The sequence below is a fragment of the Micromonospora cremea genome, assembly GCF_900143515.1.
Lineage (GTDB): Bacteria > Actinomycetota > Actinomycetes > Mycobacteriales > Micromonosporaceae > Micromonospora > Micromonospora cremea.
The window spans coordinates 4,350,451-4,364,302 of sequence record NZ_FSQT01000002.1 but is presented as its reverse complement, the minus strand read 5'-3'; the positions used below and the strand labels follow the sequence as shown (position 1 = coordinate 4,364,302).

General features: G+C 72.9%; 15 protein-coding genes. 7 read left to right on the top strand and 8 right to left on the bottom strand.

Annotated elements, in window-relative coordinates; genetic code table 11:
• Positions 1-68: 68 nt before the first annotated feature.
• Entirely contained in the window at positions 69-1,481 is a 1,413-nt protein-coding gene (locus tag BUS84_RS33920; RefSeq protein ID WP_074318430.1) for an NADP-dependent succinic semialdehyde dehydrogenase, read from the bottom strand.
• Positions 1,482-1,493: 12 nt separating this feature from the next.
• A complete protein-coding gene (locus BUS84_RS33915; protein ID WP_074318429.1) occupies positions 1,494-1,757 on the bottom strand; it encodes a DUF6343 family protein in 264 nt (87 codons plus the stop codon).
• A gap of 258 nt (positions 1,758-2,015) precedes the next feature.
• On the opposite strand from BUS84_RS33915, the gene BUS84_RS33910 reads away from it, so the two are divergent.
• Positions 2,016-2,615 carry an antibiotic biosynthesis monooxygenase gene (locus BUS84_RS33910; RefSeq protein ID WP_074318428.1) on the top strand — a complete coding sequence of 200 codons (600 nt, stop codon included), beginning with the start codon at positions 2,016-2,018 and terminating at the stop codon, positions 2,613-2,615.
• 119 nt (positions 2,616-2,734) lie between these two features.
• Positions 2,735-3,586 (top strand): GDSL-type esterase/lipase family protein, encoded by an 852-nt coding sequence (locus BUS84_RS33905; protein WP_074318427.1) that lies wholly within the window; start codon positions 2,735-2,737, stop codon positions 3,584-3,586.
• A gap of 31 nt (positions 3,587-3,617) precedes the next feature.
• Here the strand turns inward: BUS84_RS33905 and BUS84_RS33900 are convergent, their stop codons facing one another.
• The 3 genes from BUS84_RS33900 to BUS84_RS33895 all read right to left on the bottom strand — a co-directional run bounded on the left by BUS84_RS33900 (position 3,618) and on the right by BUS84_RS33895 (position 5,536).
• On the bottom strand, positions 3,618-4,373 hold the full coding sequence (locus BUS84_RS33900; protein ID WP_074318426.1) for an EcsC family protein: 756 nt from the start codon (positions 4,371-4,373) through the stop codon (positions 3,618-3,620).
• A 49-nt stretch (positions 4,374-4,422) separates the two neighbouring features.
• Positions 4,423-4,569: a hypothetical protein gene (locus BUS84_RS38785; RefSeq protein WP_167627088.1), complete on the bottom strand. Its 147-nt coding sequence runs from the start codon at positions 4,567-4,569 to the stop codon at positions 4,423-4,425.
• A gap of 106 nt (positions 4,570-4,675) precedes the next feature.
• A complete protein-coding gene (locus tag BUS84_RS33895; RefSeq protein ID WP_074318425.1) occupies positions 4,676-5,536 on the bottom strand; it encodes a peptidase M23 in 861 nt (286 codons plus the stop codon).
• Between the two features lie 419 nt (positions 5,537-5,955).
• On the opposite strand from BUS84_RS33895, the gene BUS84_RS33890 reads away from it, so the two are divergent.
• From BUS84_RS33890 to BUS84_RS33880, 3 genes are read left to right on the top strand one after another with little or no spacing between them, the layout of a single operon-like run.
• Entirely contained in the window at positions 5,956-6,876 is a 921-nt protein-coding gene (locus tag BUS84_RS33890; protein WP_074318424.1) for a proteasome assembly chaperone family protein, read from the top strand.
• Positions 6,877-6,913: 37 nt separating this feature from the next.
• Positions 6,914-7,711 (top strand): exodeoxyribonuclease III, encoded by a 798-nt coding sequence (locus BUS84_RS33885; RefSeq protein WP_074319317.1) that lies wholly within the window; start codon positions 6,914-6,916, stop codon positions 7,709-7,711.
• A gap of 27 nt (positions 7,712-7,738) precedes the next feature.
• On the top strand, positions 7,739-8,056 hold the full coding sequence (locus BUS84_RS33880; protein WP_074318423.1) for an antibiotic biosynthesis monooxygenase family protein: 318 nt from the start codon (positions 7,739-7,741) through the stop codon (positions 8,054-8,056).
• 240 nt (positions 8,057-8,296) lie between these two features.
• On the opposite strand, the gene BUS84_RS33875 is transcribed toward BUS84_RS33880, so the two are convergent.
• Positions 8,297-9,007 carry a class F sortase gene (locus tag BUS84_RS33875; RefSeq protein WP_084757905.1) on the bottom strand — a complete coding sequence of 237 codons (711 nt, stop codon included), beginning with the start codon at positions 9,005-9,007 and terminating at the stop codon, positions 8,297-8,299.
• 7 nt (positions 9,008-9,014) lie between these two features.
• Positions 9,015-9,632 (bottom strand): hypothetical protein, encoded by a 618-nt coding sequence (locus BUS84_RS33870; protein WP_074318422.1) that lies wholly within the window; start codon positions 9,630-9,632, stop codon positions 9,015-9,017.
• 130 nt (positions 9,633-9,762) lie between these two features.
• Between BUS84_RS33870 and trmB the strand changes: the two genes are divergently transcribed.
• Both trmB and BUS84_RS33860 read left to right on the top strand, forming a co-directional pair.
• Entirely contained in the window at positions 9,763-10,470 is a 708-nt protein-coding gene (gene trmB / locus BUS84_RS33865; RefSeq protein WP_074318421.1) for a tRNA (guanosine(46)-N7)-methyltransferase TrmB, read from the top strand.
• A gap of 85 nt (positions 10,471-10,555) precedes the next feature.
• Positions 10,556-13,069, top strand: a complete 2,514-nt coding sequence (locus tag BUS84_RS33860) for a DEAD/DEAH box helicase (RefSeq protein ID WP_074318420.1) — start codon at positions 10,556-10,558, stop codon at positions 13,067-13,069.
• A 51-nt stretch (positions 13,070-13,120) separates the two neighbouring features.
• Here BUS84_RS33860 and BUS84_RS33855 read toward each other — a convergent pair whose 3' ends face one another.
• Complete coding sequence (locus BUS84_RS33855; protein ID WP_074318419.1) at positions 13,121-13,840, bottom strand: MBL fold metallo-hydrolase; 720 nt, start codon at positions 13,838-13,840, stop codon at positions 13,121-13,123.
• Positions 13,841-13,852: the final 12 nt, after the last annotated feature.

The following is a 13,852-nucleotide window of genomic DNA, read 5'->3' as shown; positions in this document are numbered from 1 at the left end:
GCAAAGGAAGGGCCCCTGTCAACGCCTCGCGTTGTACAGGGGGCCCTTATTGACAACCACGGCGCCCGCTACTCGGCGTGCGCGCCGGCGCCAGCCGAGGCGACGCCCTCCCCCACCCAGACCGTTTTGGTGTTGCAGAACTCCCGCATGCCCAGCTCGGACAGCTCCCGGCCGTAGCCGGAGTTCTTCACGCCACCGAACGGCAGCTCGGGGAACGAGGTGGTCATGCCGTTGATGAAGACGTTTCCGGCGTCCAGGTCGACGGCGAAGCGCTCCTGCTCGGCCTCGTCCCGGGTCCAGGCGTTCGAGCCGAGCCCGAACGAGGTCCCGTTGGCCACCTCGATCGCCTCCTCGTACGACGACACCCGGTACAGCCCGGCGACTGGGCCGAAGACCTCCTCGCGCCACATCCGCATCTCCGGGGTGAGGTCGGTGACCACGGTCGGCGGGTAGTACCAGCCGTCACCGGTTGGCAGCTCGCCGCCGCAGAGCACGGTCGCGCCGTTGTCCACCGCGTCGCGTACCTGGGCGTGCACCTCGTCGCGACCGCGCTGGCTGGCCAACGGCCCCACGTCGGTGCCCGGGTCCATCGGGTCGCCGACCCGCAGCGCGGCCATGTTCGCGGCGAACTTCTCGGCGAAGGCGTCGAAGACGTCGGTGTGCACGATGAACCGCTTGGCGGCGATGCAGGACTGGCCGTTGTTCTGGCAGCGGGCGGTGGTGGCCACCTCGGCGGCCCGGTCCACGTCGGCCGAGGGCATCACCACGAACGGGTCACTGCCGCCCAGCTCGAGCACGGTCTTCTTCAGCTCCCGGCCGGCGATCTGGGCGATGGAGCGGCCGGCGGGCTCGCTGCCGGTGAGCGTGGCGGCGCGCACCCGGGGGTCGCTGAGGATCCGGTCGACGGCCTCCGAGCCGACCAGCACGGTGGTGAACGCCCCCTCCGGGAAGCCGGCCCGGCGGAACACGTCCTCCAGCAGCAGCGCGGTCTGCGGCACGTTCGAGGCATGCTTGAGCAGGCCGGTGTTGCCCGCCATCAGCGCCGGTGCGGCGAAGCGCAGCACCTGCCACAGCGGAAAGTTCCACGGCATCACCGCGAGCACCACGCCGATCGGCTGGTAGCGGATGAACGCCCGGGTCGCCTTGACCGCGCTCGCGTCCGCCGGCTGGTCGGCGAGGAACGACGGCGCCCGGTCGGCGTAGAACCGGCAGGCCGAGGCGCACTTGGTCACCTCGGCCTGCGCGGCGACGTACGTCTTGCCCATCTCCTGGGTCATGATCCGGGCGATCTCGTCCCGGTCCTCCTCCAGCAGGTCGGCCACGGTGTTCATCCACTGGGCGCGCTGGTCGACGGTGGTCTCGCGCAGCTGGTGGTACGCGAGGTCCGCGCGTTCGATGGCGGCGTCGATCTGCTCGGTGGACATCGCCTCGAAGGTCTTGAGCACCTGTTCGGTGGCGGGGTTGGTGGTGGCGATGGACATCTCGTCCTCCTGTCACTCGAACAGTGAGTGCCGGACGCCCGGCTCCTCGCGGCGGCGGGCGGCGCGGCGGCGCTGGATCACGACCAGGTCGACCACGGCGACCACGGCGAAGATCGCGCAGAGGACGCCGAGCCAGGCGAGGTCGGCCCAGAACGCCAGGACCGCGAAGAGCACCATGATCACCAGCCCGAAGCCGGCGAGGATGAGCCGGAGGTTCAGCGCGCTGTACGCGTGCCCGACCGTGCCACGGGCACGCCGGGGCTGCGATCTCGTCATACCTCCCGACCTACCCCAGATCGCCAGCGTTAACCGGCCCGGCGCATCCTGGTCAGTGGGCCCGGAGCCGTCGGCGACCCGCCGCCCTGTCGTGCCGGTCGCCCCGAGCACAAGGATCTCGCTGTCGTCCATGGCCCGACCAGACCACCGGCCCCGACAGCGTCCGTCGGTCGCCAGGGCGACCGGGCAGGACCGGGGCGCCGGTGTGCTCGGTTACATCCGTTCGCCCCACAGGCCCGCCGACCGCAGGATGGACGGATGTCCATGACCCAGATCGTGCCGGTGACCGTCGCCATCGCCCGGCGCGCCGACCCGGCCCGGGCCAGCGAGATGGTGGCCTGGATGCGGGCCGGCACGGCGCTGGCCGAGGCGTTCCCCGGATTCCTCGGTGCGGGCTGGGTGCAGAGCGGTCCGGGCTCGCCGGAGTGGCACATGCTCTACCGCTTCGCGGACGCGGAGACGCTGCACCGGTGGGAGGAGTCGCCGCAGCGGCACTGGTGGCTCAGCTCGGCACAGGGCATCGTCGAGCACACCCGGGTCGAGAGGCGCACCGGGATCGAGGGCTGGTTCGACCCGCCGCTGGAGCACTGGGTCGACCCGGTCGAGCCGATCCCGCCGGCGTCACCGGCGCGGTGGAAGCAGGCGGTGACGATCTGGCTGGCTTTCTTCCCGCTGAGTCTCACCGCCACTCTGCTGACCAGCCGGTTCCTCGCCCACGTGCCGCTGGCGGCCCGGGTGCTGCTGATGACGCTCTGCCTGACCCCGCTGATGACCTATTTGGTGCTGCCCCGGATAACCCGGGCGTTGCACTGGTGGCTGCACGGCCACCCGGCCCCCTGGCGTAGCCAGCGCTCATAGCACGTCACGGCGGCCACACCGACACTCTGCCGCATACCCGACAGCAACTTCGCGACCGACCGATCCCCACGCATAGAGTTACCGCGCTGTCGCTCTGTGCTGCGGAGACGGGGGGTGTCATGCCTCGGCGCTGGGTCGCCGCGCTGGCCTGTCTCGCGGCGCTGGTCGCGCTGGCCTGCGAGGGCGGCACCTCCGCGACACCCCGCCCCACCAAGAGCACTCCGCAGCCCGGCGGCCCGGGCAGCATCGCCGCGCTCGGCGACTCGATCAGCACCGGCTTCGCCTCCTGCCTGGTGCTCACCTCCTGCGAGCGCAACTCCTGGTCGACAGGGGACGGCCTGCGGGTGCGCAGCCTCTACCGGCGGCTGCTCGACCAGGACTCCGCGATCCGCGACCGGGCGTACAACCACGCCCGGCCGGGTGCCCGCGCCGACGCCCTCGAGGGCCAGGCGAAGGCTGCGGTACGCGACCGCGCCGACTACGTCACCGTGCTGATCGGTGCCAACGACGTCTGCCGGGGCGGCGTGGACGCGATGACGCCGGTGGCGCAGTTCCGGGCCGACGTCGACCGGGGCCTGCGGGTCGTGCGGACGGGCCGGCCGAAGGCCCGGGTGCTGGTGGTGAGCATTCCCGACCTGTACCGGCTCTGGGAGGTCGGGCACGGCGACTCGCGGGCGGTGCGCGCCTGGCGGCGGGGCGTCTGCCCGGCCCTGCTGGCTGAGGCGACCTCGACGGCGCCCGCCGACCGGGCCCGCCGGGCCGCCGTCCGGGAGCGGATCGACGCGTACAACGCCCAGTTGGTGGCCGCCTGCCGGGCCTACGGCTCGCGTTGCCGGCACGACGGCGGCGCGGTGCACAAGGTCCGGTTCACCCTGGACCTGCTGAACCCGCTCGACTGGTTCCACCCCGACGCCGAGGGGCAGGGCCGGCTTGCCGAGGTGACCTGGCGCGCCTCGGGCCTGGCCGACTGACCGGCCCCACGCCCCCGCGTGCGGCCACGGGTCAGGGGTGGCGGGGCTCCGGCACGGTGCTGCCGCGCGGACGATAGAGGGCGCGGGAGCGCTCCGCCAGATCCTTGGTGGCCGACGAGTTGGCCCAGGTGCCGAGCACGATCGCCGCGCCGGGCACGATCTTGGCCACCATCCGCTTGGCCGCCCGGACGCCGGCCATCTGGGCCAGCCGCACGCCGAGCCGCAGCATGACGTGGCCGAGTGGACGCTGGCCGCCCAGGCCGAAGAGCGCGTCGGCGCGTTCCCGGCCGGCGGCCACCCCGAGCGCCAGCCGGGCGCTCTCGGCGACCTTGTGCACCCGCTGCAGCACCAGCAGGTCGGTGGCCCGGTCGGTGTGCAACGGGTTGACGTCGTACGCGGCGGCGATGTGCAGCACCATCCGCGCCTGGGTCCAGGCCAGCACACCCACGTCGAGCACAGCGCCAGGCAGCCCGGCCGCGCCGGAGACGGCCCCGGAGAGGCGGGCCAGGTTGAGGAACTTGCGGGTCGCCTGGTCGGCCAGGATGTCGGCTGAGACGCCGGGCTGATCGGCCCGGGCCCGGGCGGCCCACTGGGCGGCCTCCGGCCCGAGCCGGCGCACCGCCTCCAGGGCGAGGTGCTCCGGTGCGTACTGCGGATCCGCGCGCATCCGATCCCAGAGCCGGGCCGGTGGACCCTCGGGGGCGTCCACCGGCGGGGTCGGCAGGTTGGCGGACGGTTGGGGGGTGGGCGCAGCGGGCTGGCCGCCGACGGGCGGGGTGTCGGTCACCGGGTCTCCCCAGGGGTCGGTACGGCGGGCGGGACGGCCGGTGGAACGGTCAGCGGCGGCGGTTGGACAGCCGGGCTGCCAACCCCTTGAGCTTCTGCTGGTTGCCGGGCTTGGCAAGCTCGCGCCGACCCCGGTCGACCAACTGCTGCCCCTTGGGTGATCTCAGGAACATGCTGATCCGCTGCATCAGTGACATAACGTCCTCCTGTCGGTGATCCCTCTGTCATGTGTACCCCGTACCCGCAACGGATGTACCCGGGACCCGACAGGCTCAACCCCAACCGTCCATAGTGGCCGGTAGGTTACCGCCCGGACGGCACGATGGCGTCGACGACCCTGTTGGCCCGCCATTCGTGCTGCTGGTAATGCTCGGGATACGCGGAGACCTGCACCGCCTGTGCGGCGTCGGTGAGCCGCATGTGCTGCCAGCCGGGCACCTGCTCGAGCGCGCTGAGGAACTGCCGGGTGGCGAACTCGGGGTCCATCAGCCGTCCCACCGGGCCCCAGCCGCTGCTGGAGCGCTGCTGGAACAGCCCGACGGAGTCGTGGTCCCACCCGACGCCCTGGTGCGGATAGTCCTGCGACTCGGGCAGCACGCCGCTGGCCACGTTGTACAGGTTGCTCTCCTGCATGGCGGTGGCCACCGCGATCACCAGGCCGCGGCGGGGCACCCCCATCTCGCGGCCGGTCCGGACGATCGCCTCGGCGTTCTCCATCTGGACCTCGTCGAGCCCGGCGACGGGGGCCGGGTCCGTCGGCCGCGCCGGGGCGGGCTTGCGCGCCGACCGGGTGGTGTCCGGGTCGGCGGGGGTCGCGACGGCGGACGGGGTGGCGGCGGGTGCGGCCGGGACGGCGGCCCGGTCGAGGCCACGGGAGGCACGCTGCTGCTCGGCGCGCTGCATCAGCTCCGAGCTCCCGGCGAGCTGATCGCGGGCCACCGCGCCGGCGCTGTCGTCGCTGACCTGCGCGACAGCGGCCAGGCCGAGGCAGCAGATCACGCCGGTGGCGAGCGCCACCTGCGCCCGGCGTCGACCCGTCAGGTCCCGGGCGTACGCCCGGAGCCGGCTCGCGGCGGTTGTCCGTTCGGCTGAGGTGCCATCCTCCATATCGGCAGTGGGCCTGCTCGGGGCGTACGGGTCGTCGAGGGTGCCGTCGTCACGCATCAACCGAGGCTAGGCAGGCGCAAACGCCGATCACGCACGGTGATCACGTGGCGCTCGCCACAGATCGGGGTCGTCCTGGTGGACGACCGGGGCGGGTCGACCCGCTCGGGGAATGGACCTCACGTACCGGATGAAGCCGGCGCGGCACGCAGGCCGGAACGCCCGCGACAGGGATGGACATTGCACCCGGGGCACCGACATGATCGACAAACTCGGCCTTTGGGCCGAACCGCCCTCGGCCGATCAGCCGACCGGGCCAACCTGGCGGGGTAATCGGGCGATTCGTCCGGTCGCGCCCATCCACCGGGCGACGGATCGCCCGACGCAGGAATGCACCAGGATGGCGGGTACGTTGCCCGAACCGGGTGCCGTCCATCGCGTCGGCATCCCGTAGGCACATTCCAGGGAGGTCCGCACCGGTGCTCGACCCACACGAGCTCTACCAGCTCACCGACGATCTGCCCGACCTCGGGCAACCGGTCATGATCCAGGCCCTCACCGGGTTCGTGGACGCCGGCAACGCAAGCCGGCTGGCCCGCGAGCAGCTGCTCACCTCGCTGGAGAGCCGGCCGATCGCCACCTTCGACGTGGACCAGCTCTTCGACTACCGCTCGCGGCGCCCCGTGATGACCTTCGTCGAGGACCACTGGGAGAGCGTCGACGCGCCCGAGCTCGAGCTGCACCTGCTGCACGACGACGACGAGACCCCGTTCCTGCTGCTCACCGGCCCCGAGCCGGACCTGCAGTGGGAGCGGTTCGTGGCCGCGGTCGCCGGGCTCGCCGCCCGCCTGGACGTCCGGCTCACCGTCGGGCTCAACTCGATCCCGATGGCGGTGCCGCACACCCGGCCGACCGGAGTGACCGCGCACGCCACCCGGCCCGAGCTGATCGCCGGGTACGAGCCCTGGCTGCAACGGGTCCAGGTGCCCGGCAGCGTCGGGCACCTGCTGGAGTTCCGCCTCGGCGAGCAGGGCCGTGACGCGCTCGGCTTCGCCGCCCACGTGCCGCACTACGTGGCGCAGACCGAGTACCCGGCCGCCGCCGAGGTGCTGCTCACCTCGGTGTCCCGCAGCACGGGGCTGCTGCTGCCCGGCGACGGGCTGCGCTCGGCCGCCGAGGTGGTCCGCGTGGAGATCGACCGGCAGGTCGCCCAGACCGAGGACGCCGCCGCCCTGGTCCAGGCCCTGGAGGAGCAGTACGACGCGTTCGCCCGGGGCCGCGGCGAGAAGAGCCTGCTCGCCGCGGAGGCCGGCCCGCTGCCCACCGCCGACGAACTCGGCGCGGAGCTGGAACGGTTCCTCGCCGAACAGACCCGTCCCGGCGACACCCCGGGCAGCTGACCGGGCATCGCGGGGGCGGATGCGGCAGGCTGGAGACATGCGCCTGGCGACCTGGAACGTGAATTCGGTGAAGGCTCGGCTGCCCCGGCTGCTGGAGTGGCTGGCCGGCACCGGGCCGGACGTGGTCTGCCTGCAGGAGACCAAGTGCCCGGACGGCGCCTTCCCGGTGGCGGAGGTGGGCGAGCTGGGCTATACCGTGGCCAGCCACAGCGACGGCCGGTGGAACGGGGTGGCCATCCTGTCCCGGGTCGGCCTGGCCGACGTCCGGGTCGGGTTCGCCGGTGAGCCCGGCTTCCCCGAGCCGGAGGCCCGGACCATCTCCGCCACCTGCGACGGGGTGCGGGTCTGGTCGGTGTACGTGCCCAACGGCCGGACGCCGGACGACCCGCACTACGCGTACAAGCTGGCCTGGTTCGCGGCGCTGCGCGACGCGCTGGACGCGGAGCTGGCCGGCGGGCTGCCGCTGGCCGTCTGCGGCGACTTCAACGTCGCCCCGACCGACGCCGACGTCTGGGACCCGGCCGTCTTCACCCACTCCACGCACGTGACGCCGGCCGAGCGGGCGGCTCTCGCGGCGCTGCGCGACCTGGGGCTCAGCGACGTGGTGCCGACCCCCATGAAGGGGCCGCACCCGTTCACCTACTGGGACTACCGCGCCGGGATGTTCCACCAGAACAAGGGCATGCGGATCGACCTGGTGTACGCCTCCGCGCCGTTCACCCGGGCGGTCCGCTCGGCGTACGTGGACCGGGAGGCCCGCAAGGGCAAGGGCCCCTCCGATCACGCCCCGATCGTGGTCGACGCCGACCTGGTACCCGTGGTCGAGGCGTTCTGAGCCGACCGGCGTGGCTAGGGTGGGCAGATGGCAGTCGTGAAGATCAACGCAATCGAGGTTCCCCCGGGCGCCGGCGCGGAGCTGGAGAAGCGGTTCGCCGCCCGAGCCGGCGCCGTGGAGAAGTCCCCCGGCTTCCTCGGCTTCGAGCTGCTCCGGCCGGTGGCCGGCGAGACCCGCTACTTCGTCTACACCCGCTGGGAGAGCGAGGAGGCGTACCAGGCGTGGGCCGCCGGCCCGTCCCGCGCCGCACACGCCGCCGCCCCCGGCGAGCAGCAGCGCCCCCCGGTAGCCACCGGCGCCAACCTGCTGGAGTTCGAGGTAGCCCTCCACGTCCCCCAGCCCTGACCCCTCCCCTCCCTCCCACCCTTCGGCGGTGATCATGAGGTTGGCGGGGCTGTCGATCTCCGTTTGACCCGCCAACCTCATGATCGGCGGCCTGGCAGCGCCAGTCGCCTCGATCGTGGTTGGGCGGGGCTTGGAAGATCGACTTCGGATCAGCGTTATCGCGGTATCCGGGTTGGTGGGATGCCCCGACATCGCCGACACCGTGTCGACCACGCGGGTCGGCGGTCCGGCGGGGTGGGTTCAGGGCTTCCGGGAGGAGTGGAGGGTGGCGAAGGCGATGACGTTGTCGGCGTAGCCGGTGCGGCCGCCGATGAACTGGCCGCCGCAGGTGATCAGGCGCAACCCGGGGGGCCCGTCGTGGCCATAGATCCGCTCGGCGGGCAACTGGTCCTTCGGGAAGTGCTCAACCGTGTCGACCTTGAACACCACCACCGACCTGTCCGCCCGAGCCACCTCGATGAGGTCACCGGGATGCAGCTTGCCCAGGTCGTAGAAGACCGACGGCCCGCTCTTGGTGTCCACGTGCCCCACGATCACCGCCGGGCCGGCCTCCCCGGGCGTGGGGCCGCGGTCGTACCAGCCGGTCTCGTTGTGCCGCTCCAACGGGGGTACGGCGATCGAGCCGTCCCGCGCCTGCCCGACCGGCGCCACCGGCGCGGCCACCTTGATCGCCGGCACCGAGAGGCGCACCGGGCGGCTGGCCGACAATCCGACCGTCTCGCTGCGGGCCGGCCGGTCACCGCCGGCCGGCGCCCAGTCGAACGGGCCGACCGAGCGGCCGAGCCCCGCCCCGGTGGCGAACACGCCGGCCAGCACCAGCACCACGGCCAGTGGCAGGGACCAGGGGCTGCGGCCGGGTGGACGGCTGCGCCGGGGCGCGACGGCGGTCGGCGGGCGGGCGGCCACCGACGGTCGGTCGGCGGGCGGCTGCGAGGGGCGGAAGATCTCCATGGCGGCCTCAGCGGCGGGAGACGCCACGCGGCCGGCGCAGGGCCATCACGGCGACGATCAACCCGGTGATGGTCAGCGCCGCGCCACCGGGCAGCAGCAGGTTGTCGGTCATGCCGCCGGCGCTGCCGCCGAAGCCGGTGGCCGGGCCCCGACTGGGCTGGATCTTCTTGACCACCTGAAGCATGGTCGAGGCGGTCTCGCCGTCGCGGCACTCCAGCTTGACCCGGTAGTTGCCGGGGCGGGTGCGCTCGCGCACCATCGGCGCGGCCGTGAGCACCCCGCGCTGCGGCTGCACGCCGACCGCGCCGAAGGCGTCCGAGACCACCGTGGCGCCCACCGAGTTGTCCCGGCAACTGGCCCGGATGCCGACCAGGTAGCCGGGCTGCACCGTGCTCGGGCTCACCTCGACGAAGACGTCCACCACCGGGCTGGGCTGGGGTGCGCCACCGGGTGGGCCGGGCTGCGGCGCCTCGGGCGCGGGCGCGGCGAGCGGACGGGCGGCGGGTGCGAGGACGGCGGCGGCTGGCGCAGCGGGCGCGGCGTGTGCGGGGGCGGCGGCCAGCAGAGGGCCGGCGAGCATGGTCACCACCGACAGGGTCACGCCGCCGCGGGTCACTGTCACGATGCCCCCTCTCGACGCCGTGCGGCCGTGCCGGGCAGTGGACCACCCGGCCTGCCGTACCAGTTGGATCCTCTCATTCCCGGGCGCACATCACATCCGATCCGCCGACAGGGTCGCGTACGCTCGGGTCGCTGTGACCGCCACTGACCATGACCCCGCCGCCGCGCCCACGAGCCGGGCGATCCGCACCTTCCACCCTCGCAGGGGCCGGATGAGCGGCCGGCAGACCGATGCGCTGGATCGGCTCTGGCCCGCGTACGGCCTGGACGTGCCGGACGGGTCCGTCCGGCCGGTCGACCTCGCCGGCCTGTTCGGGCGCCGGGCGCCGGTGGTGCTGGAGATCGGCTCCGGCATGGGCGACAGCACCGCCGCGATGGCCGCCGCTGACCCGGACCGAGATTATCTGGCGGTGGAGGTGCACACGCCGGGGATCGCGAACCTGCTCGACCTGGTGGACCAGGGCGGCCTGGGCAACGTGCGGGTGGCCCAGGGCGACGCGTTGGACCTGGTCCGCGGCCTGTCCGAGGGCGTCCTGGACGCCGTGCACGTCTTCTTCCCGGACCCGTGGCCGAAGGCCCGCCACTACAAGCGGCGGATCATCCAGCCGGCGCACGTGGCGCTGCTGCGCTCCCGCCTGACCCCGGGCGGCACGCTGCACTGCGCGACCGACTGGGCCGAGTACGCCGATGCGATGCGGCAGACCCTGGACGCGGACCCGGGGCTGGTGGACGCGTACGGCGGGTTCGCGCCGCGTCCGGCGCACCGCCCGGTGACGAAGTTCGAGCGACGGGCGCTCACGGCCGGCCGGCCGGTCGCCGACCTGATCTACCGCCGACGGTGACCCGGGCGTCCGTGGCGCCCGGACGGGGGTCCGGCGGACGGCGGGTTGGCGCCCGGGGGCATGATCCAGGCACCATGGATGGGATATGACGCTCACCGCCGCGCTGCCGACTAGCGCCGACCCCGACACCCTCTTCGACGCGTTCGCCGGCTGGGCGAAGGAGCGCGGCCTCGACCTCTACCCCCATCAGGAGGAGGCGGTCATCGAGATCGTCTCCGGCGCCAACCTGATCATGAACACGCCCACCGGCTCGGGCAAGAGCCTGGTGGCGGTCGCCGCGCACTTCGCGGCGCTCGCGGACAGCCGGACCACGTTCTACACCGCGCCGATCAAGGCACTGGTGTCGGAGAAGTTCTTCGCCCTCTGCGAGGTGTTCGGCGCCGAGAACGTCGGCATGCTGACCGGCGACGCCAGCGTCAACGCCGACGCCCCGATCATCTGCTGCACCGCGGAGATCCTGGCCAATCTCGCGCTGCGCGAGGGCGACCGGGCCGACGTCGGCCAGGTGATCATGGATGAGTTCCACTTCTACGCCGAGCCCGACCGGGGCTGGGCCTGGCAGGTGCCGATCATCGAGCTGCCGCAGGCCCAGTTCATCCTGATGTCCGCCACCCTGGGGGACACCACCCGGTTCGTCGACGACCTGACCCGGCGCACCGGGCGGCCGACCGCCGTCGTCCGCTCGGCCGAGCGGCCCGTCCCGCTGATCTTCTCGTACGCCATGACGCCGCTGCACGAGACGCTCGAGGAGCTGCTGGAGACCAAGCAGGCCCCGGTGTACGTGGTGCACTTCACCCAGGCCGCCGCGCTGGAGCGCGCCCAGGCGCTGATGAGCGTCAACGTCTGCACCCGCGCCGAGAAGGACATGATCGCCGAGGCGATCGGCGGCTTCCGCTTCACCTCCGGCTTCGGCAAGACGCTGTCCCGGCTGGTCCGACACGGGATCGGCGTCCACCACGCCGGCATGCTGCCCAAGTACCGCCGGCTGGTCGAGACCCTCGCGCAGGCCGGCCTGCTCAAGGTCATCTGCGGCACCGACACCCTCGGCGTCGGCATCAACGTGCCGATCCGCACCGTGCTGTTCACCGGCCTGTCCAAGTACGACGGGGTCCGCACCCGGCTGCTCAAGAACCGCGAGTTCCACCAGATCGCCGGGCGGGCCGGTCGCGCCGGCTTCGACACCATCGGCCGGGTGGTCGTGCAGGCCCCCGAGCACGTGATCGACAACGAGAAGGCCCTCGCCAAGGCCGGCGACGACCCGAAGAAGCGCCGCAAGGTGGTCCGCAAGAAGCCACCGGAGGGCTCGATCGGCTGGGGCCAGCCCACCTTCGACCGGCTGGTCGACGCCGAGCCGGAGCCGCTGACCTCCAGCTTCCAGGTCAGCCACTCGATGCTGCTGAACGTCATCGGCCGGCCCGGCGACGCGTTCACCGCGATGCGGCACCTGCTCACCGACAACCATGAGGACGCCGCCGCGCGGCGCCGTCACATCCGCCGGGCGATCGCCATCTACCGCGCGCTGCGGGCCGGCGGGGTGGTCGAGGAGCTGCCCGAGCCGGACGAGACCGGCCGGCGGATCCGGCTCACCGTCGACCTCCAGCTCGACTTCGCGCTCAACCAGCCGCTCTCCCCCCTCGCCCTGGCCACCATCGAACTGCTCGACGCCGAGTCCCCGTCGTACGCCCTGGACGTCCTCTCGGTGATCGAGTCGATCCTCGACGACCCCCGGCAGATCCTCTCCGCGCAGCAGTTCAAGGCGCGCGGCGAGGCGGTCGCCGCCATGAAGGCCGAGGGCATCGAGTACGAGGCCCGCCTCGAACTGCTCGACGAGGTGACCCACCCGAAGCCCCTCGCGGAGCTGCTCGAGGCCGCGTACGAGATGTACCGGCAGGGGCACCCTTGGGTCGCCGACCACCAGCTCTCCCCCAAGGCCGTGGTCCGCGACATGTACGAGCGGGCGATGACCTTCACCGAGTACGTGCAGTTCTACGGGCTGACCCGCTCGGAAGGCCTCGTGCTGCGCTACCTGGCCGACGCGTACAAGACGCTGCGCCAGACGGTGCCCGAGGACGCCAAGACCGAGGAGCTCATCGACCTCATCGAGTGGCTGGGCGAGCTGGTCCGCCAGGTCGACTCCAGCCTGATCGACGAGTGGGAGCGGCTGCGCAACCCGTCCGACGTGGCGGAGGTGGCCCAGGCGCACGCCGCGCTGACCGACCGGCCACCGGCGGTGACCCGCAACACGCGCGCGTTCCGGGTGCTGGTGCGCAACGCGCTGTTCCGCCGCGTCGAGCTGGCCGCGCTGCGCCGCTGGGACCTGCTCGCCGAACTGGACGCCGCCGACGGCTGGGACTACGACGCGTGGGCCGACGCGCTGCGGCCGTACTTCGAGGCGTACGACTCGCTCGGCGTCGGGCCGGACGCGCGCGGGCCGGCGCTGCTGATGATCGAGCAGGGCCGGGAGCGGTGGACCGTCCGGCAGATCTTCGACGACCCCGACGGCGACCACGACTGGGGCATCAGCGCCGAAGTCGACCTGGCCGCCTCGGACGAGATCGGCGCCGCCGTCATCCGGATCACCGACGTCGGCCAGCTCTGACTCGTTGCCCGAGCGGGGACTCCGCACACCACCGGCGATGCGCGGCTCCCCTCACCGGGCCTCCGCCACCGCCTTGATCTGCCGCACCGCCTCGCGGACGCCACCGTTCCACGGGGCGCCGTGGCCGGGCAGGATCCACGTCGCCTGCAGGTCCTCGATGCGGGCGAGCGAGGCGAGCGCCAGCGCCGGGTCGTCGGTGAACGGCGCCGGCTGCGGACCCTGCCGGCCGGTCAGCACGTTCCGGGTGGTGAGCGCGTCCCCGACGAACACCGCGTCGGCGACCGGCACGTGCACGGCGATGCTGCCCGGCGAGTGGCCGGGCATCCCGATCACGCGCGGGGCACCGGGCAGGCCGAGCACCTGACCATCCTCGACGTCGGTCACCTCGGTGAGGTAGGTGGTGCGCAACCCGCCCTTGCGGCTCGCGTACCAGAGGAAGCGCGCCGTCGCACCCACCTTGAACTTCCCGAAGGACGCCTGGGGCTTGACCTCGCCGCGGGCGCGGGCGGCGTCCGCGCGGTGCACGTGGACCGGCACGCCGTGATCGCGCCGGAGCCGCTCGGCGAACCCGATGTGGTCGGTATCGCCGTGGGTGAGGATCAGGCCGCGGACGTCGGCGAGCGAACGGCCCATGCCGGACAGCTCCGCCACCAGCTCCGACCAGTGGCCGGAGAGCCCGGCGTCCACGACGGTCACGCCCTCCTCGGTGTCGATCAGGTAGACGGCGACGATGTCGTTGCCGATGCGGTGCAGGTGTGGGCCGAGCCTCATGAGTGCCTCCCG

What these genes read in the sequence shown, in the direction of transcription:
- BUS84_RS33920 (WP_074318430.1), bottom strand. Translation starts at nt 1,481, where the DNA reads ATGTCCATCGCCACCACCAACCCCGCCACCGAACAGGTGCTCAAGACC.
- BUS84_RS33915 (WP_074318429.1), bottom strand. Translation starts at nt 1,757, where the DNA reads ATGACGAGATCGCAGCCCCGGCGTGCCCGTGGCACGGTCGGGCACGCG.
- BUS84_RS33910 (WP_074318428.1), top strand. Translation starts at nt 2,016, where the DNA reads ATGTCCATGACCCAGATCGTGCCGGTGACCGTCGCCATCGCCCGGCGC.
- BUS84_RS33905 (WP_074318427.1), top strand. Translation starts at nt 2,735, where the DNA reads ATGCCTCGGCGCTGGGTCGCCGCGCTGGCCTGTCTCGCGGCGCTGGTC.
- BUS84_RS38785 (WP_167627088.1), bottom strand. Translation starts at nt 4,569, where the DNA reads ATGTCACTGATGCAGCGGATCAGCATGTTCCTGAGATCACCCAAGGGG.
- BUS84_RS33895 (WP_074318425.1), bottom strand. Translation starts at nt 5,536, where the DNA reads ATGCGTGACGACGGCACCCTCGACGACCCGTACGCCCCGAGCAGGCCC.
- BUS84_RS33885 (WP_074319317.1), top strand. Translation starts at nt 6,914, where the DNA reads ATGCGCCTGGCGACCTGGAACGTGAATTCGGTGAAGGCTCGGCTGCCC.
- BUS84_RS33880 (WP_074318423.1), top strand. Translation starts at nt 7,739, where the DNA reads ATGGCAGTCGTGAAGATCAACGCAATCGAGGTTCCCCCGGGCGCCGGC.
- BUS84_RS33875 (WP_084757905.1), bottom strand. Translation starts at nt 9,007, where the DNA reads ATGGAGATCTTCCGCCCCTCGCAGCCGCCCGCCGACCGACCGTCGGTG.
- BUS84_RS33860 (WP_074318420.1), top strand. Translation starts at nt 10,556, where the DNA reads ATGACGCTCACCGCCGCGCTGCCGACTAGCGCCGACCCCGACACCCTC.
- BUS84_RS33855 (WP_074318419.1), bottom strand. Translation starts at nt 13,840, where the DNA reads ATGAGGCTCGGCCCACACCTGCACCGCATCGGCAACGACATCGTCGCC.